The sequence below is a fragment of the Limnohabitans sp. Rim28 genome (assembly GCF_000293865.2).
Lineage (GTDB): Bacteria > Pseudomonadota > Gammaproteobacteria > Burkholderiales > Burkholderiaceae_C > Limnohabitans_A.
Genome location: NZ_ALKN02000002.1, coordinates 194,968 through 212,742, shown reverse-complemented (window position 1 = coordinate 212,742; position 17,775 = coordinate 194,968). Strand labels below are relative to the sequence as shown.

16 protein-coding genes are annotated in these 17,775 nt (G+C 54.3%); 5 read left to right on the top strand and 11 right to left on the bottom strand.

Annotated features, from left to right (window positions below; genetic code table 11):
* Window positions 1-8 precede the first annotated feature (8 nt).
* From phoR to lplT, 3 genes are all read left to right on the top strand, one after another.
* Window positions 9-1,334 (top strand): phosphate regulon sensor histidine kinase PhoR, encoded by a 1,326-nt coding sequence (gene phoR, locus B472_RS03560; RefSeq protein WP_019425378.1) that lies wholly within the window; start codon window positions 9-11, stop codon window positions 1,332-1,334.
* Between the two features lie 86 nt (window positions 1,335-1,420).
* The gene (locus B472_RS03555) at window positions 1,421-2,854 is read left to right on the top strand and encodes a UDP-glucose/GDP-mannose dehydrogenase family protein (RefSeq protein ID WP_019425377.1); all 1,434 of its coding nucleotides are present in this window, start codon (window positions 1,421-1,423) and stop codon (window positions 2,852-2,854) included.
* The gene (gene lplT / locus B472_RS03550; protein ID WP_019425376.1) at window positions 2,847-4,085 is read left to right on the top strand and encodes a lysophospholipid transporter LplT; all 1,239 of its coding nucleotides are present in this window, start codon (window positions 2,847-2,849) and stop codon (window positions 4,083-4,085) included. The genes B472_RS03555 and lplT overlap by 8 nt, the downstream gene beginning before the upstream one ends.
* On the opposite strand, the gene B472_RS03545 is transcribed toward lplT, so the two are convergent.
* On the bottom strand, window positions 4,074-5,249 hold the full coding sequence (locus B472_RS03545; RefSeq protein ID WP_040505739.1) for a glycosyltransferase family 1 protein: 1,176 nt from the start codon (window positions 5,247-5,249) through the stop codon (window positions 4,074-4,076). The genes lplT and B472_RS03545 overlap by 12 nt on opposite strands.
* 135 nt (window positions 5,250-5,384) lie before the next feature.
* On the opposite strand from B472_RS03545, the gene B472_RS03540 reads away from it, so the two are divergent.
* Window positions 5,385-5,993 (top strand): hypothetical protein, encoded by a 609-nt coding sequence (locus B472_RS03540; RefSeq protein WP_019425374.1) that lies wholly within the window; start codon window positions 5,385-5,387, stop codon window positions 5,991-5,993.
* A gap of 47 nt (window positions 5,994-6,040) precedes the next feature.
* Here the strand turns inward: B472_RS03540 and B472_RS03535 are convergent, their stop codons facing one another.
* Window positions 6,041-7,561 (bottom strand): aminotransferase class III-fold pyridoxal phosphate-dependent enzyme, encoded by a 1,521-nt coding sequence (locus B472_RS03535; RefSeq protein WP_019425373.1) that lies wholly within the window; start codon window positions 7,559-7,561, stop codon window positions 6,041-6,043.
* A gap of 172 nt (window positions 7,562-7,733) precedes the next feature.
* On the opposite strand from B472_RS03535, the gene asd reads away from it, so the two are divergent.
* Entirely contained in the window at window positions 7,734-8,615 is an 882-nt protein-coding gene (gene asd / locus B472_RS03530; protein WP_238147376.1) for an archaetidylserine decarboxylase, read from the top strand.
* 39 nt (window positions 8,616-8,654) lie between these two features.
* Here the strand turns inward: asd and B472_RS03525 are convergent, their stop codons facing one another.
* The 9 genes from B472_RS03525 to phnL form a co-directional block, all read right to left on the bottom strand.
* Entirely contained in the window at window positions 8,655-9,215 is a 561-nt protein-coding gene (locus B472_RS03525; protein WP_026039205.1) for a phosphonate degradation HD-domain oxygenase, read from the bottom strand.
* 8 nt (window positions 9,216-9,223) lie between these two features.
* Window positions 9,224-10,030, bottom strand: a complete 807-nt coding sequence (phnE, locus tag B472_RS03520; RefSeq protein ID WP_026039204.1) for a phosphonate ABC transporter, permease protein PhnE — start codon at window positions 10,028-10,030, stop codon at window positions 9,224-9,226.
* A gap of 103 nt (window positions 10,031-10,133) precedes the next feature.
* Window positions 10,134-11,078 (bottom strand): phosphonate ABC transporter substrate-binding protein, encoded by a 945-nt coding sequence (gene phnD / locus B472_RS03515; RefSeq protein ID WP_019425369.1) that lies wholly within the window; start codon window positions 11,076-11,078, stop codon window positions 10,134-10,136.
* Between the two features lie 33 nt (window positions 11,079-11,111).
* Window positions 11,112-11,966: a phosphonate ABC transporter ATP-binding protein gene (gene phnC / locus B472_RS03510; protein ID WP_019425368.1), complete on the bottom strand. Its 855-nt coding sequence runs from the start codon at window positions 11,964-11,966 to the stop codon at window positions 11,112-11,114.
* 82 nt (window positions 11,967-12,048) lie between these two features.
* Window positions 12,049-13,890, bottom strand: coding sequence for a TRAP transporter large permease subunit (locus B472_RS03505; protein WP_019425367.1), 1,842 nt, complete (start codon window positions 13,888-13,890; stop codon window positions 12,049-12,051).
* On the bottom strand, window positions 13,887-14,921 hold the full coding sequence (gene dctP, locus B472_RS03500) for a TRAP transporter substrate-binding protein DctP (protein ID WP_238147375.1): 1,035 nt from the start codon (window positions 14,919-14,921) through the stop codon (window positions 13,887-13,889). The genes B472_RS03505 and dctP overlap by 4 nt, the downstream gene beginning before the upstream one ends.
* 12 nt (window positions 14,922-14,933) lie before the next feature.
* Complete coding sequence (locus tag B472_RS03495; protein ID WP_081504907.1) at window positions 14,934-15,827, bottom strand: TRAP transporter TatT component family protein; 894 nt, start codon at window positions 15,825-15,827, stop codon at window positions 14,934-14,936.
* A gap of 87 nt (window positions 15,828-15,914) precedes the next feature.
* On the bottom strand, window positions 15,915-17,069 hold the full coding sequence (locus B472_RS03490) for an alpha-D-ribose 1-methylphosphonate 5-triphosphate diphosphatase (protein WP_019425364.1): 1,155 nt from the start codon (window positions 17,067-17,069) through the stop codon (window positions 15,915-15,917).
* Window positions 17,066-17,770, bottom strand: coding sequence for a phosphonate C-P lyase system protein PhnL (gene phnL, locus B472_RS03485; protein WP_019425363.1), 705 nt, complete (start codon window positions 17,768-17,770; stop codon window positions 17,066-17,068). The genes B472_RS03490 and phnL overlap by 4 nt, the downstream gene beginning before the upstream one ends.
* Window positions 17,771-17,775 lie beyond the last annotated feature (5 nt).

Here is a 17,775-nt window from a genome sequence, read left to right as displayed (position 1 = left end):
AGTTGCGCATGGTTTTTGCGATCATTGAATTGCTGTTCATCGTTTTCTTGGCTGCAATGCCTGGATGGTTTTTGGGGGGTGAGTTAGGGGCTTGTTTGGCTGCTTTGGTGGCTGTTGGTGCATATGCCCTGAACTTTTCCTGGAAGGTTGACCGATTCGACCGGTGGCTCAGTGCCAGAACTCTGCGTCATGATCCGCCATGGCAAGGTCTTTGGCTCGACATGGCCACGCGTGTTGTTCGTTTGTTGCGACAACAAGAAAAATTAGCCGCTTTGCATGAGGGGCGTTTGGTCGATTTTTTGTCGGCCATCCAAGCTTCCCCCAACGGCGTCATTTTGTTGGACGAAGAAGCCCGAATTGATTGGTGTAACAGCACAGCTGCCTCGCACTTGGGTTTAGACGCTGTCAAAGACCGCATGCAGCACATCGTTCATTTGGTGCGTGATCCTGTTTTTGCACGTTATTTTGCGCAGTCTGTTCATGGTTCTGAGGTGGTCATTGAGGGGCGTAGCAGCTCTATGGTGAACACCCAAAAGTTGTCGGTTCATTTGCATGCTTACGGGGAAGGGCGCATGCTTTTGCTCACGCGCGACATCACCGCTATGGCTCAGGCCGATGCCATGCGGCGCGATTTTGTGGCCAATGTGTCCCATGAGATTCGAACACCTTTGACGGTACTGAGTGGGTTCATCGAAACCCTCCAATCATTGCCACTGGACACGCAGCAGACACAAAATTATTTGCAGCACATGTCAGTCCAATCGGACCGCATGCAGTCGTTGGTGGCTGATCTGTTGACTTTGTCTCAGCTTGAGGGCAGTCAGCCCCCCGGTCTTCACGAGAAGGTGTCATTGACTTGGTTGATGTCCCAAGTCGTGATGGATTCGACGGCCTTGTCGGAGGGTATGGCGAACAAGTTGGGTGGAGCAGCGCACCATTTGGTGCTGGAGCCCGTTCCAGATGTGCAATTGCTGGGCTCACGGTCGGAGTTGATGAGCGCTGTGTCCAATTTGGTGACCAATGCGGTGCGTTACACACCACTGGGTGGCTTGATTGAACTGACCTGGACGCACAAGCCTGAGGGGTGGGTCTTTGCAGTGAAAGATTCCGGTCCCGGAATTGCAGCCGAACATTTGCCGCGTCTGACTGAGCGTTTTTACCGCGTTGACAGAAGTCGCTCAAGGGAAACAGGCGGCACGGGTTTGGGGTTGGCGATTGCCAAGCATGTGATGCAGCGTCATGGTGGCGAGCTGCGCATTGAAAGCGAGTTGGGACGGGGATCGACATTTCAGTTGACCTTCCCTCACACCAGAGTTTTGCCTGAACAGGCTTGAACTCAGATTCATCAATTCATCATTGATTTGACACGCCTCTTTAACAGGTGGCCAGCAACATCTCCTTTTATTTCAGGAGTGTTGTCATGCGAATCACAGTCATTGGATCGGGTTACGTGGGCTTGGTCACTGGCGCTTGTCTGGCTGACTTGGGTTTCAAAGTCTTATGCATGGACAAGGATGAAGAAAAGATCAAACTCTTGCGAGATGGCGAAGTTCCGATCTACGAGCCTGGCTTGAAAGACCTGCTCCACCGTAACAGGGCCGATGGCCGCATTCGATTCACTCACGATGCCTGTGAGGCCATTGAGCATGGCGACATTATTTTCATTGCGGTTGGTACACCCGCCACGGAAGACGGCTCTGCTGATTTGGGCCATGTGTTGTCGGTGGCCAGCACCATCGGTCGCCATATCAAGGGCTTCAAGTTGGTGGTGAACAAGTCAACGGTTCCAGTGGGAACGGCAGACAAGGTTCGCGCGGCAATTTCGCATGAATTGACCCACCGCGGCATGTCGATGGACCTGTTCGATGTCATTTCTAACCCAGAATTCCTCAAAGAAGGCGCGGCCATCGATGACTTCATGCGCCCAGACCGGATTGTTGTGGGTCTGAACGATGGCCCTCACAAAGCACGAAGCCAGCGCATGATGGGCGATCTGTATGCCAGTTTCAACCGTCACCATGCCCGCACAGTTTGGATGGATGTGCGCAGTGCCGAATTGACCAAATACGCTGCCAATGCGATGCTGGCTGCCAGGATTTCATTCATGAATGAAATCGCCAACTTGGCAGATGCCTTGGATGCCGATGTTGACCATGTTCGCCGTGGCATCGGTGCCGACAGCCGCATCGGTCACAGCTTTTTGTACGCCGGGTGCGGTTACGGCGGCAGTTGCTTTCCAAAGGATACGCAAGCCTTGGTGAGTACGGCCAAGGCCTATGGTCACAAGATGGCCGTGGTTTCTGCAACAGAGTTGGTGAATGAGCGACAAAAGACGGTTTTGGTAGACCGCTTGGTCCAGCGCATTGGCATGGATTTGAGGGGTCGAAAAATTGCGATTTGGGGCTTGGCCTTTAAGCCCAACACGGACGATATGCGCGAAGCACCCAGTCGCATGGTGATTCGTCAGCTTTTGGAGCTTGGCGCTGAAGTGTGTGCCTTTGATCCCATTGCGGGTGAGCATGCTCTTTTGGCTTTGCAGCAAGACTTGGGTTCAGATAACGCTATCTTGGAGAACTTCTCACTGGCGCCCACCGATATGCAGGCGCTGGAAGGTGCAGATGCTTTGATGGTGTTGACTGAATGGAAAAATTTCCACAACCCGGACTTTGCTGCGATGAAAGCGGTGATGAACAAACCCTTCATCTTGGATGGTAGAAATCTCTACAACCCTGAGGCTTTGAGTGAATTGGGCATTGCCTACCAAGGTGTGGGTCGCCGAAATGATTTGGCGCAATGGTTGGATTTTGCGTCAGACATGGAAGCAAATTCACCGGGTAACGCTGTGAATGCCTAAGGGTTTTTTTTGGCTGATCCTGGCCCAGTTTTTCTGTGGATTAGCCGACAACGCACTGCTGGTGCTGGGCGTTTGCTTTTTACAAGAGCAGGCTTACCCCGGTTATTGGGCGCCGTTACTCAAGTTTGCTTTCACTTTGTCGTATGTTTTGATGGCCAGTTGGGTGGGCCCCTTGGCCGATGGCTTTTCAAAGCGAGACGTCATGTCGGTGATGAACTTGCTCAAGATCTTGGCCGTTTTGAGCTTGTTGATGGGCATGCATCCTTTGTTGGCCTTCGCGCTGACTGGATTGGCCGCTTCAGTTTATGCACCCGCAAAGTATGGTCTGGTCATCGAAACTGTGGCTGCATCGCGGCTTGTTCAGGCCAATGCCTGGGTCGAAGTCACGATGGTGCTGTCCATCTTGGGTGGCGTTGTTTTAGGGGGTTGGTTGATCGGCATGGGCAGCGCAAATCCGGGCTTGATGGATCTGTTGGGTATTCAAGACAGGCCTGCATGGTTGGTGCAAACCGAATTGGTTTCAGGCTTGGCCGTCGTTGGGTTGTTGTATGGGTTGTCTGCAATCAGCAATTCAGGGATTCTGCCCACGGAGCCCAAGGTTCCCCATGCTTTGGCCTGGCGTGATGTCCGATGGCTTCCATTTTGGAGAAATAACCGACAACTGTGGGCTGATACTTTAGGAGGGGTGTCTTTGCGTGTGACCACTCTGAGTTGGGGTGTTGGCGCGGTGCTGCAATTTGTCGTTTTGGTTTGGGCGCAAACGCAGGGTGGCTTGAATTTACAGCAAGGTGCATATCTTCAAGGGGTGGTGGCCTTGGGTGTGATGGGTGGCGCCATCATGGCGGCACTTAAGCGGGAGGGTTTCAAGTCACGCAAATCCTTGCGATGGGCTTTGCTTTTGGCGGTGTTGATGCCGTGCCTGGCGTTCATCCGGGATGTATGGGTGGTGATTCCTGTTCTGGTCTTGGCGGGTTGGTCGGGTGGCATGCTGTTGATTCCAATGAATGCGATGTTGCAAAGACGTGGGAAAAAAAGCATGTCGGCTGGCCGATCCATCGCTGTGCAAGGCTTCAATGAAAATTTGAGTGTGCTGATGATGTTGGCGGCATACAGCTTCATGGTGTCTTGGGAGTGGTCGTTGTTCACCACCATGGTGTTGATGAGCCTGCCCTTGTGGATGGCTGCAGCCCCTTGGCTGATGTCTTTGCGGCCACCCGCCTCAGCTGCGTGAACAGGTGGACAGAACTTGGCGGAAAAGACGCTCCACTTGCAAGGCAATTTCATTCCATTCCCACTTGAGGACGCTGGTGTGCGCGTTTTTTCGAGTGTCTTTTAAATTTTGAATGTGCTGACTGATGTCCAAAGCGCGCAAGACATAAAGCTGCGCGTCTTCATTGTGTACCAGCCAACCGTTGCGCCCGTCTTCTATGACCTCTTTGGCGGCAGCACAGTCAAATGCCAGCACAGGTGTGCCACTGGCCAAGGCTTCCAGTGTGACATTGCCAAATGTTTCGGTCAGGCTGGTGAAAAGAAACAGGTCAGCGCTGGCATACGCGACGGCCAGTTGCGGTTGTGTTGACATGCCCATGAAGATCGCGTCTGGACATTCGGCTTGAAGCTTGGCGCGGTAAGGGCCATCACCGCAAAAAACCAGTTTGACTTTCCGATTGTTTTGTAAAAGTGCTTGGTAGGTTTTGATGGTCAGGTCCAGATTTTTTTCTGCAGCCAGTCGTCCGACTGACAACAAAACCATGGTTTCATCATCGGCTTGCCACTGCCGACGTAAATCGGGGCTGCGTTTATCTGGGTGAAACAAAGTGGTGTTGACACCTCGGCCAACGGTGTGCAGATTGTCGAACCCCAGTTGGTGAAGTTGTTCGCGCATCGCCTGTGTTGGGACCATCGTGCAGTGTGTGCGGTTATGAAATTTACGCAGGTAAGCCACGATCGGCTTTTGTAGCCAGCCTACGCCATAGTGTTTGCTGTAGCTTTGAAAATTGGTTCTGAAATCGGAGGAAACCGGTAGGCGCAAAACCTTGGCGGCTTGCAAGGCTGACCAACCCAAAGGGCCCTCTGTGGCAATGTGAACAATGTCAGGCCGCTTTTGTGTCCATGCCTGAATGAGTGATTTTTTGCTTGGAAATCCCAACTTGAGTTCAGGGTAGCGTGGAATAGGCATGCCTTTGAGCAAGAGTTCTGTCCAGCCCTCTCGGCTCGTGCCGGTCTCACTTGGTGTTTGCTTGGGACGAATGAGCTGAATGGTGTGTTGTCGCAAACTCAACTCTTGCACCAATCGCGAGAGCGTGAGCGCTACACCATTGACCTCTGGTGGCCAAGTTTCTGTGACCACTGCGATGCGCAAGCTGGGGTTGAGCGGCTCAATGTTTTCAACCAAGTAGGGGTCATGATTTGATTCGTACATCCCCTGATATTGGGTGAAGCATTTAACAATTTGATGACAACAAAGGCTGTCACTGATTTTTAACACTCAGCGATCATCATTCGGTCACATTCATCAAGAGGGGTTCGTGTGAAAGAATTTTTGGAATCATTGCGTGTTCAGCGCTGGGACGATCACCGCTATTACCACCATTGCCGGATCAATCAGTCCTTGCACCTGCTCAGTGCGACGGCCTTTGTGGTGGCCTATGGATTGATGTTTGTGGATCCAGCCATAGCGGCTTTATTGGCTTGGCTGGTGTCGATGACATCACGTCAAGCGGGACATTTTTTCTTTGAACCCTTGGGCTATGACCATGTCAACGAGGCAACCAACGAGTTCAAAGAAGACATCAAGGTGGGCTACAACCTGCGCCGCAAAGTTGTGCTGTTGAGTGTTTGGGCATTGTTGCCCTTGGCCATATTCATGAATCCAGGCTTCATGGGTATATTGCCAGCGCATGAGACTTTGTTGGAGTACATGCGGGCGGTTGGATTCGCTTGGCTTTATTTGGGGATCGGCGCTTTGCTGTTCCGCACCGTGCATTTGTTCTTTTTGCATGATGTCCAGACAGGCTTGGTCTGGATGACCAAAATTTTGACCGATCCTTTTCACGACATTTATCTGTACCACAAAGCGCCGTTGCAACTGTTGCGCGGTGAGCGTTTTGCCGACAGAGATCTCCACATCAGCCGTTGAGTGATTTTTCAACGCTCAACCTTCAGCGGTTGAGCGTTGAGGATGGGTCAACGAAACAATGTTTCTTTGAGGATGCGACGGCGAATGGATTGATTGGTGATCATGGGTGCATGCCACCACCATCCGTCACGCTGCATTTCCAGACCAGCCTGTACAAACCTTTGCATGACAGCGTCAAAATCTTCATCGCTGTAGTTGAGGCTGAAGATCATTCGACCCGTACCCACCCAACTGAGCGCCAATCCATGCAGCCTGAGGTAGTACTGCAAAATCCAGTTGTAACGGCTGGGCTGTGTGTAAAAAAGCGTCCAAACACTGGACATGTTGGCCACTTGAAAGGGCAATCCATTCGCCGTCATGGTGCTGTTGAAAAGGGCTGCACGCGCATTCCATCGTTCGTCCAGGCCGTGGTAAATGGCTTGAACTGCTGGTGTGTCGAGTTGGTCCAGAAATGCCGACATGGCACCCATGACAGCCGGGTGTGCGTTGAAGGTGCCTCGGGCAAAACAAATGTCAGCGGGACGTTTTTCGTTGAACCGGCGCATCCATTCGTGCTTCCCGCACACAACGCCAACCGGAAAACCGCCGCCCAGTGTTTTGCCGTAAGTGACCATGTCGGCTTGAACGCCAAAATAAGCTTGAGCGCCACCAGCTGCCAAACGGAATCCCAAGAAGACTTCGTCAAAGATCAGTGCAATGCACCGCTCCGTACATACTTTTCTCAATGCTTTGAGCCAAGTGGTGTAGGCCTCGCGGTCGTAGCTTGCCCGTCGGCTGCTGTCCACCAGAGTCGAATCACCGGGCGCATTGGCATTGGTGTGCAGAGCCTGCAAAGGATTGATCAACACGCAAGCAATGTCTTTTCGCGTGCGCAGCACCTGCAAGCTTCGCTCGCTCATGTCACTCAGGGTGAAGGTTTCGCGAGGTGGCATGGGGTTGCCAGGGCCCGGTTGCACGTCTTCCCACCAGCCATGGTATGCACCACAAAACCGCACAATGTTTTTGCGACGTGTGTGGTACCTGGCCAACCGGACGGCTTGCATGACAGCCTCTGTTCCGGACATGTGAAAAGACACCTCGTCCAAACCCGAAATGGCTTTGAGTCGCTCCGCGTTGCTCGCCACAACAGGGTGATACGAGCCCAAAACCGGTCCCAGCTCTTGGGTTCGGGCCATGCCCAGTTGCATGGTTTCTTTGTAAAAGTCTGCGCCAAACACGTTGACGCCGTAAGAACCTGTCAGATCGTAAAAAACCTGGCCGTCCAAATCGGTGACCTGAACGCCTTGGGCAGACTGCAAGAAAGAGCCGACTTTCAGATGCTCTCTGACCATGGGACTGAATTGAAAAGGCACCCGGTACGCCGAAATGAATTGCATGTCAGAGATGTTGCTCCGTGCCTGTGCCGAAGCTTGGATGCTCAGTGGGTGGCGATTTTGCAAGGTGTTGGCCAGACCCATGAAGGCAGCTCGGCGTTGGGCCTGAACCTGCGTGGGTGCGCCATCACAAGCAAAAAAACTGCTGTCGTCAAAACTGTAGCCGGGCAACAACCGAGCCAGACGTTTGGCCATTTTCGAATGTCCTGCCAAAGATCGGTGTTTGGCCCGCGAAAGTTGAATTCTTTGACGTATGGCCGGCGCCAGAGTGGTCAAAGCGCCCAAAGCGCCCAGTCCTATCCAAGTGGTGATCACGTTGATTTCCTTGAGTCAATGAACTTTCTTTCTATTCAAATTGAGTGACAACATGATGAAGATTCGCCAAATTTTTCAAAAGTGGATGATTCAAGAAGACCTCAACTTTTTGCTGACCAACCGTATCCCGCGCATCACACTGACCCGTTTCATGGGCTGGTGGAGTCAGATCCGACATCCTTGGGTGGTCAAATCGTCCATGGCGGTATGGCGCATGTTCAGTGATCTGGATTTGAGTGATGCGAAACATGAGAAATTTGACAGTCTGCACGCTTGTTTCACGCGTGAACTCAAACCTGGAGCGAGGCTCGTCAATCTAGATCCTGCATGTTTCACGTCACCTTGTGATGCGATCGTGGGGGAGTGCGGGACCATCACCCAAGGGCAGGTGTATCAGGCCAAGGGGTTTCCTTACCAGTTGCAATCTCTGGTGGGAGCCTCTGAACGATGCCAGCATTGGCCCGCTGTTCTGGAGGGCGGTTCCTATGTGACGTTGCGCTTGACCAGCAGCATGTACCACCGTTTTCATGCGCCCCACCATGTCCATTTGAAGCATGTGACCTATGTGTCAGGTGACACTTGGAACGTGAATCCGGTAGCGCTCAAGCGGGTGGCCGAGTTGTTTTGCAAAAATGAACGGGCTGTGTTGCACATGCAGACAGAAACCGGCGTTCCATTTTTGATCGTGCCCGTAGCAGCTGTTTTGGTCGCGAGCATGCGTTTACACGCGGTGGATGTGTTGTTGAATCTGCGTTACCGGGGGCCCAACGAGATGCCTTGCGATGCTCTGTATGCCAAGGGGCAAGAAATGGGTTGGTTTGAGCATGGGTCCACCATTTTGATTTTTGTACCACCTGGGTTTGAATGGGCCGACGGCGTGGTGTCAGGTGCACGTATTCAAATGGGGCAGTCTTTGCTGCGCATGCCAGACTGAGCCGATGGTGAACGGGGCTTGCAACAGCAGGCGCAAGACTCAAGCAGATTTCAAAACTACTTTATTGAGGTGGGAGTTGTAATAAGACAAGGGAGGCACTGCCTTTGCAGGCACTTTGGCCAAGTCGTCATAACGGCGCAGTCGCACAGATTCAGCTGCATAAGGCTGCGCAATAAAGGCTGAGGCTTCAGCCACGTTGTACACCCCCCCTTGCTGCTCCAGGCTGTGTTTTGATGCGGCCGATAAACTGGCCCAATAACTTGGATCGATCAGGCAGAGGTATCGTTTGGCATCCACATGCATGCGGATGGGTTCCAATACCGCGGCCGGAAACAGGCTACGGATAAATGGCAGTGCGATGTATTGGTGTAAGTCATCCTGCTTTGTCTTTTGCATTTGTTGCTCATCACGGGTTTCAACCAGTAAGTGCCCCAAGTCGTGAAGCAATGATGCCACGACGATTTCAGGTGTTTCGCCAGCATTTTCTGCCAGGTCCGCGCACTGCAGCGCGTGCTCGAGTTGGTTTATTGCTTCCATGCCGTACTGAATTTGTCCACGGCGCTCAAGCAAACTAATCACTTCTGACAATGTGAGTGACATGGTTCACCTCATACGAAGAACTTGCGAATACGAGCGGACACAAGGTCAATAATGCTCACCGTCACAATAATGATCAGCATCACAGCGCAAGTTTCGGCGTATTGAAAACCGCGAATGATTTCCCACAAAACAACGCCGATACCGCCAGCGCCTACCATACCGACTACAGATGCAGATCGCACGTTGGACTCAAATCGGTAAAGTGTGAATGAGATCCACAGTGGCATGACTTGCGGTATCACACCGTAAACAATTTCGTGCATTGCCGATGCGCCGGTGGACCGAATGCCCTCCACGGGTTGGGGGTCGATCGCCTCCACCGCCTCAGAGAACAACTTGGCCAAAATGCCTGCGGTGTGGATCCACAAGGCCAGCACACCCGCAAACGGTCCCAAGCCTACCGCCACCACAAAGAGCATGGCAAAAACCATTTCGTTAATGGCGCGAAACGAGTCCATCAAACGACGCACAGGTTGATACACCCACCATGGCACGATGTTGGATGACGCCAAGAGTGCCAATGGCACCGCAGTCACCACGGCCAAAACTGTACCCCACAAAGCAATTTGCAAAGTGATGATCATCTCGTCGACGTACATCCGCCATTGCCGGAAATTCGGGGGAAAGAACTCTGCAGCGTATTGGCTCATGTTGCCCGAATCACGGAACAACTCGGCTGGGCGCATGTCAGCACCTTTCCAAGAAGCCGCCAGCAACAAAAGCAAGAAGGCCCACGACATGTACCAAGTCAGACTGCGCTTGGGTGCTGCCGTATGGGCTAAGTCGTGCAATGGAGAGTGGGTGACTGATGACATAGGGCTCAATTCAAAACAAGTGGGCCAAACCAGCAGCCCCAATCAATGCGACTCCTCAACACACACACATGCACTGAGGAGCCCGCAGCCAGACGCATCCAAATTACTTCAGTGCGGCCAATTTTTGGTCAATGTCTGACAATTTGGTTTGCTTTTCAGCGGCAGACATGGTGGTGTCACCATCAATTTTGTTGCGCTGTGCAAAAAGATCCAACTGACGAATCGGCTTGAGTTGCTCGTTGGTCGATGCCTTGAAGCCCGACAACTTGGAGATCTTCATCACGATCTCTTTCTCACGGGCATCGGTTTTGGCGTAGTTATAAAAAAAGGTTTTGATTTTGGATTTGGTTGCTTCTGGCAAATTTTTGCTCATGACCATGGGATCCAACGGAATCAAGGGTGAAGTCCAAATGATTTTGAGGTCATTGAATTTGGCAGCTTGACGATCTTTGAACTTCTCTAAGTTCTCGCTGTTGTTTGTTGCGACATCTACTTGCTTATTCGCAACAGCCAAGGCATTAGCTTCATGGTTGGCACTGCGAGAAACCTTGAAAGCCGTGCGAACATCTACTTTGTTCTGGGCAAAAACATAGAAGCCAGGCACTAAAAAACCAGATGTAGAGTTGGGATCGCCATTTCCAAAACTCAGGTTTTTGGCGTTTCTGAACATGTCGTTTAGGTTGTTCAGTGGGCTGTCTTTGTGCACGATCAGGTGCGAGTAATAGCCTTGTGTGCCATCTGCGTTGACCATTTGGGCGAACACTTCAGCGTTGGAGCGGTCCACCGCTTCCATGGCCGATTTGTTGCCCATCCAGGCCATTTGCACTTTGTTGAAGCGCATGCCTTCGATGATGCCGGCGTAATCCGGGGCAAAGAAGGCCTTGACCTTCAGGCCGGTTTGCTTTTCCATGTCGTCGAGTAGGGGCTGCCAGTCGGCTTTCAAGTTTTGTGTGGCTTCTGTGGAAATGATGCCGAAATTGATCTCTTGGGCCATGGCGGCGGTGAAGCTGAGGCCAATGGCCAAAGCAGCGAGGGTTTTCTTGAACATGAGAAAGCTCCAATGGGTTGTAAAAAGAAAAAATCAGGCGGCTTGTGCCAAATTGTTGGACCATGCCAAAACAGGGGAGGGTATTTGAGCCTGCGCAGACTGCAACAACTCGCTGCCACTCAAAAACTCGTCGGCTTGCATGCCATACAGGTCACGCAGCAAAGCTGGTGTGAGGGCCGCAGCAGGGCCGTCGTAAATCACTTGGCCTTGGTTCAGCGCGATCACTCGGGGGCAATAGCGAATGGCCATGTCCACTTGATGCAAAGACACGATCACGGTGCGGCCGTCTTCACGTTGGATGGTGGACAAAATCTCCATCACCTTGCGTGAGGAATCTGGGTCCAATGAGGCAATAGGCTCGTCGGCCAAGACCAACTTGGCCCCCTGAACCAAGGTGCGGGCAATGGCTGCACGTTGTTGCTGTCCCCCGGACAAAGTCGATGCACGCTGTTTGTGGCAGTCCAAGATGCCGACACGCTCCAAAGCGGCCAAGGCGGCTGAACGCTCTTGCGCATTGAACCAGCCCATCACACCGCGCAACCAAGGCATGGTGTGCAAGCGCCCAACCAGCACGTTGGTCAAAACGGGTAAACGGTCCACCAAGTTGAACTGCTGGAATACAAAACCCACTTGCGATCGAATGCTGCGGATGTCGCTGACGATGCGACCTTCTCGTTGAACGCATTGGCCATTCACTTCAATGAGTGAGCCAGGCCCGGCATCGGCCACTAACAAACCCGCCACCATGCGCAGCAAGGTGGATTTACCCGAACCCGACGCACCGATCAGAGCGACCATTTCGCCGTCGGCAATGTTCAGATCGATGTCGCGCAATGCATGTTTGCCGTTGGCAAAATGCTTGTTGAGGTTTTGAATTCGCAAGGCCATTTGAACTCCGACGTATATCTATTGGCCGAGAGTCTGTATAGACTTTGTGACAGGCCTTTGACACCTTTGGGAAGATTGAATGTCATGCCTTCAATAGGTCTGGCAAGCCAGTGGCCAACCATGGCACAGACGCGATGGCCAACGTGCCCAAGAAAATGGCCAACAAAGCAGGTAGCACCGCCACTGCCACCTCGCGAACGGGTTTGCCAAACATGGCTGACGAGAAGTAAATGTTCATGCCCGCGGGCGGACACAGAAAACCCATCTCGAGGGCTGCCAAGAACACAATGCCGAAATGCACCGGGTCGATGCCGTAACTCATGGCTACAGGCAAGAGCAAAGGCACCAGCACCACAATGGCGGCATAGATTTCCATAAGCGCTCCGGCCAGCAACAAAAAGACCGTCAGCGCCAACAAGAACACGTACTTGTTGGGAATGGCCGTTTGCACCGCTTCAATGGCCGCATCCGGTATCCCGGCGTCGATCAGGAAATTCGTCAGGGCCAAGGCCATCCCCAAAATCAACAAGACGCCGCCAATGATTTGGGTCGACTCACTCAGGCATTTGCCCAACAAGCGCCAGCCCAACTCTCGGTGCGCCCAGGCTTGGGTCAAGATGGCATACAACGCGGTCACGGCAGCACTTTCGGTCGGTGTTGCCAAGCCGCTGACCAAAGTACCAATGGCCACCACAGGCGCCAAAATTTCCCATTTGGCTGCCCAGACGGCAGGCCAAAACAGTGCTGGCTTTGCCGCTGGCTGGACCGAATAGACCGCAGCGTTGTTCGCAGGTGTGCGGCGCAGGTAGCCACCAAATACCAACAAAAACATCACCATGACCAGTGCAGGCACCAAGCCTGCCAAGAACATGGTGTGGATGGGTACACGGGCGATGATGGCGTACATTATGAGCGGCACCGACGGCGCCAGTAACACCCCCAAAGCACTGGCGCTCGTGACCAAGCTGATGCCGCGTCCCTCAGGGTATCCGGCGTTGCGCAGCAAAGGCAGCAACAAGCCCCCCAAGGCCAAGATGGTCACACCGCTGCCCCCCGTGAAGGCCGTAAAACAAGAGCACAGCAGCGCTGTGGCGACCACGGTGCCCGTGGTGCCTTGGCCCATGAGAGCCACAAACAAGTTCCCTAAGCGCTTCGCGGCCCCCGTTCGCGCAAACACCAGACCCGCCAATGTGAACAAAGGTAATGCAGGTAAGGACGGGTTCACGGTGATTTGGTAATGCGACAAAGCCACGGTCGCCAAGGGGGTGCCGTCTTGCCAAAACAAGGCCAAAGCCAAGCCGCCCAAGACCGCAAAAATGGGGGCGCCGGCCAGAAGGGCCATCACCAACAGCAAGACACAGGGCCATAAAGGCACGCCTGTGCCGTCGAACTGCGCCACCAAAGCCGCACCGCACAAAGGCAAAAGCACACCCAATAAACCGCGAAGAGACGTGCTGCCAGAACATCGTGCGCCTAATTTGAACCCCAACAGCGCAAAGCCTAAAGGCATGCTCGCCTGTACCCACCAAGTCGGTATGCCGTAGGCCAAAACCTGTGACACCTCACGCTCGCTGGCCACCAAAAGCCAACTGCTCATGGCCAACATGCCGCAGACCAGCGCCGCCAAGCCGTTGCCCATGGCATAGGCCAAGGGTTTGGGGGCGTTTGTGTCTGTTAAACCGCTGCCGCCTAAGGTCGTTAAGTGGCCGTAACGCTCCGCTGCCAAAGCACCCCACATGGTCAACACCAGCCCCAAGTGCTGCACCAGCACAGGTGCGTTTTCAATGCCACTGCCCATCCAGGGCCGCATCAAAATTTCAAGGACCGGAATCAACACCATCAGCGACAAAGCTGCCGAGGCGATGGTCTCATCCAATCGCACCCACCCTGGGGTGCGCTTCAGGGCGTCCAACCAGCGTTTCACTTGGGTTTGCCAGCGCGAAAGGTTTTAACGTGACCCATCACCTCGTCAAAGGTTTCAGCGGGCACCATCGTGCCGCGGATGCGCGGGTAAAGCTTCTCGGCCAAGTCGTTCCACTCTTTCATTTGCTCGGTGTTGGGTTTGTGGACCGTGAGCCCGCGTTTTTTCATGGCATCGACCGCTTCTTCCACCTCTTGTCGAGCCTTGGTGCGAATTTGCGCACCGGCTTTGTCACTGGCAGCCCGAACGGCCTGTTGAACAGATGGCGACATGTTGTCCCAAGCTTTTCTTGTCACCACCAAGGCGCCCACAATCGGCGCCCAGTTGATCTCTAGCATGTGCGGTGCGGAGTTGTAAACCTGGCTGGCCAATGCAAAGTAAGGTGTGGAAGGCACCACATTGATCATGCCAGTCTGAATCGCGGGCAAGATGTCGGTCGTCTCCAAAGGCACGGGTGTGTAGCCTAGGCTTTTCATGATGGATTGCTGGTCCGGCTCGGAGCCCCATGCAAAAAACTTCATGCGTTTGTAGTCATCGGGCCTGATGGCTGCTTCTTTGGAAAAAAACCGTACCCAACCCGCATCGCCCCAAGCCAAAACCACAAAGCCTTTTTCTAGGAACTTTTTTTCCATGGCCGGGCGCATTTTTTCGCGCACGTAATCGACTTCTTCCCAGCTGCGAAAAAGCAGGGGCATGGACTGCAAGGCGGCGATTGAGGGTTCGATTTCGCGCAAGCCCACCACCGATAACAAGGCCCCCTGCAGCTGCCCAATGCGCATGCGGCGAGCCATCTCTGCCTCGCCGCCTTGGCTGCCATCGGGATAGACCAAATATTTAGCACCCGCACCTTGCGCTGTGCGCCAGCTGTCCGCAATGTCGAGCAACTGTCGGTGGTACAAGGAATTTTTCGGCACCAAAGAACCAATGCGCAATGACTTTTCATTTGCTTGGGTCCAAGAGGTGCTCAGCATCAGCAAGCCCAGCAAAGCGACGCTGGTACATTTTTTCCAGAAGGGGGGTTGCATCCAACGCATCGGTCCATCCATTCAAAAAAGATCATCCACACTGTCCAGCAGCCACTGCGCACGTTGACGCATGATCTGGCTGGTCAAGTCGTACCGTTTGGCGCTCACAGACAAAGCTTTTTGCAGCAGCGCTTCGAAAGCTGTGCGATCACCCGTGGGCTGAGCAATCGCTTCGGCTTTGGCCACCAAAGGGCCTGGGTTTTTTCCGCCCCCTGCCTGAATGGCCTCATCGAAGTAAGCCGCAGCCTTGGTCATGGAGCCTCCGGGCCGGGCGGCTTCAAAGTTGCCCATGAGGCTGGCGGCTGCGCCTTGACCAAAGCTTGGTGAAGTGCGCCAAACGCTTTCAGCCAGCCGAACCGCCAAGGGCAAGTCGGCCACGGCGTCAGGGTCATCTTTGGACAAGGCAATGTATGCACCCCAAGACGCTGCAGCCCAAAAAGCCACGCCCAATTGGTCAGGCTGAAGGAGAACGTGTTGCGTGGCCGAGGGCTTGGCCAAAGACGCCATCAAGCCTGGGTTGGATCGCGCCAACGCGGACATGGCATGCCGATGGGCCCGCAGGTAAAGCCGCCTGGCGCGTTCATTGAGTTGGTGTGCGGCCTTGGCATCTGTATTCATCATGCGTTCGGCATCCGTGGCCACAAACGCATAGGCGTACTGAGTGAATCCGGAGGCCACGGATTCAGCCAAAGCCAAGTGCCCTGGTGTCTGACGCAACAAAGACTCAGACAACTTCAGATAAAAAGCGCTGGCCTCACGCGCCAAACCGATGTCCTCTTCTTCGGCTTGGCCTTGCACCGTCAAAGCATCGGCCGCGCCATTCACCAGCAACTGGCGCGGCATACAAGCGCTCAAGCCAAAAGCCAAGACCAATACAAGCAGTGACAAGCTTGGGCGTAGAAAATCGTTGTGCATGGGCAAGGCGTTCAAGAAAAATGACAGTTTATGAACGATGCATGAAATAACCGTGACAAGTCATGTCGCCTTCAAAGCCCAAGGCCATTAAAGAACCCGCACGCCCTCTCGCCACACCGCTCGCACCACCCCATGGCGTTGGCCATGGGCCATCTCTACTACGCGCACCTGGATCAAATCAGCTCGCAAACTTGGAGCGATTTGGCCCCGGTCTTTCAGGCCCGTGGCTTGCGCGGGGTTGTGTGTGACGGTGGCCACGGCTTGGGGCAAGCTCAAGATGCCCTCGTCCACCAACCGCATCACCGCACTGAGCATGCTGCCCGGCACGTAATCGGACGACAAAATGTCGAGCAAGCCATGACTGGCCAACTCGGACGCCGCCACGTTGCCCGAATGCGAGCCACCCCGAACCACGTTGGGACCGCCCATCACATTGAGCAAACCATGCGTGTGCGCGGCACGTGCAGCTAATAAAGTGGTCGGGAACTCCGACATGCTCGCGCCTTCTGCGTGGGCTTGTTCAACATGAGCCGCGGTTGTGTCGTCGTGGCTGGCCAAAGCGATGCCGTGGCTGCGGCAGTAGTCCACAAAAAAAGCGCGGTGTGGCTCGGCATAACGGTCTTGCAATTCGGCCGACAAACTCACCTGGCGTTCAAATTTTTCATTAGACCAACCTTTTTTGCCGGTGTAGTAAACCCGCGCCACGTCGATGTTTTCCCACTGGCGCTGACCTGGTGTGTGGTCCATCAACGAGATCAGCGATAGGCGCGGCTGGCCGTGAAAGGGCTTGAACAAATCAATCGTATTGGGCGCAGGCAGCTCGCAGCGCACATGCAAATGGTGGTCAGCCCGCAGCAGGTTTTGCTGTGTGCACAGCTCGATCGTCTTGATCACCGTGTCCCAAGTGCTGCCGCGCAGGCTTTCGGGGTCGGCATCGCCCACGCCCAGTGCATCGAACACGGTGGTGATGCCAGCGGCCGCCACTTCGGCGTCGTGTGCGATCAAAGCGGGCATCTCGGCCCACTGCACTTTGGGCCGAGGCATCAGGTGACGCTCGAAGTTGTCGGTGTGCATCTCGACAAAGCCGGGCATGAGGTAGTCGCCCTCCAAGTCCCAGCCTTGCGCGTCCAGCGCAGCACCCTGGTCCACCGATTGGATGCGCCCTTCTTTGACCGCGACGCTGCCCAGCACCTCTTCGGTGGGCAACACCAGACGCGCGTTTTTGAACACGACGTCGCTCATGTGGCGCTCCTGAACTGGGCCATGTCGACACGGCGTGTGGCCACTGCGGCCCCCACATGCGCGTCATGAAAGATGCCCACCAGTGCAGCACCGCGACCGACCGCCTCGCGGATCAAGTCCACCACGGTCTGGGTGTTGGCCGCATCGAGCGAAGCGGTGGGTTCGTCCAATAAAAGAATGGGGCGTGGCTTGATCATGTTGCGGGCGATATTGATGCGTTGTTGTTCACCGCCAGAAAAGGTGGCGGGCGGCAGGTGCCACAAGCGCTCGGGAATGCGCAGGCGGGTCATCCATACACGGGCTTGTTCTCTCGCGGATTCGATCGCCTCGGGCTGGTCAGTCGCGTCTTCGATCAAGGGCTCTGCCACCACGTCGAGTGCCGAAACCCGGGGGATCACGCGCAAAAACTGGCTGACATAACCCACCGTGTCCCGGCGCATGCGCACCAACTCGCGGGGCGAAGCTTGTGTCAGGTCCAGCACGCGGCCATTGGCTTGGCGCACCTCAATTTGACCACTGGTGGCGCGGTAGTTGGCATAGATGAGTTTGAGCAAAGTGCTCTTGCCCATACCCGAGGGGCCGTCGAGCACCACACATTCGCCTGAGCCCACCGACAGGTCCACTTGACTCAGCACTTGCAGTTTCGCGCCATTTTGGTGGTGCAGCGTGAAGCGCTTGGACACCTGTTTCATTTGCAGCATAAAGA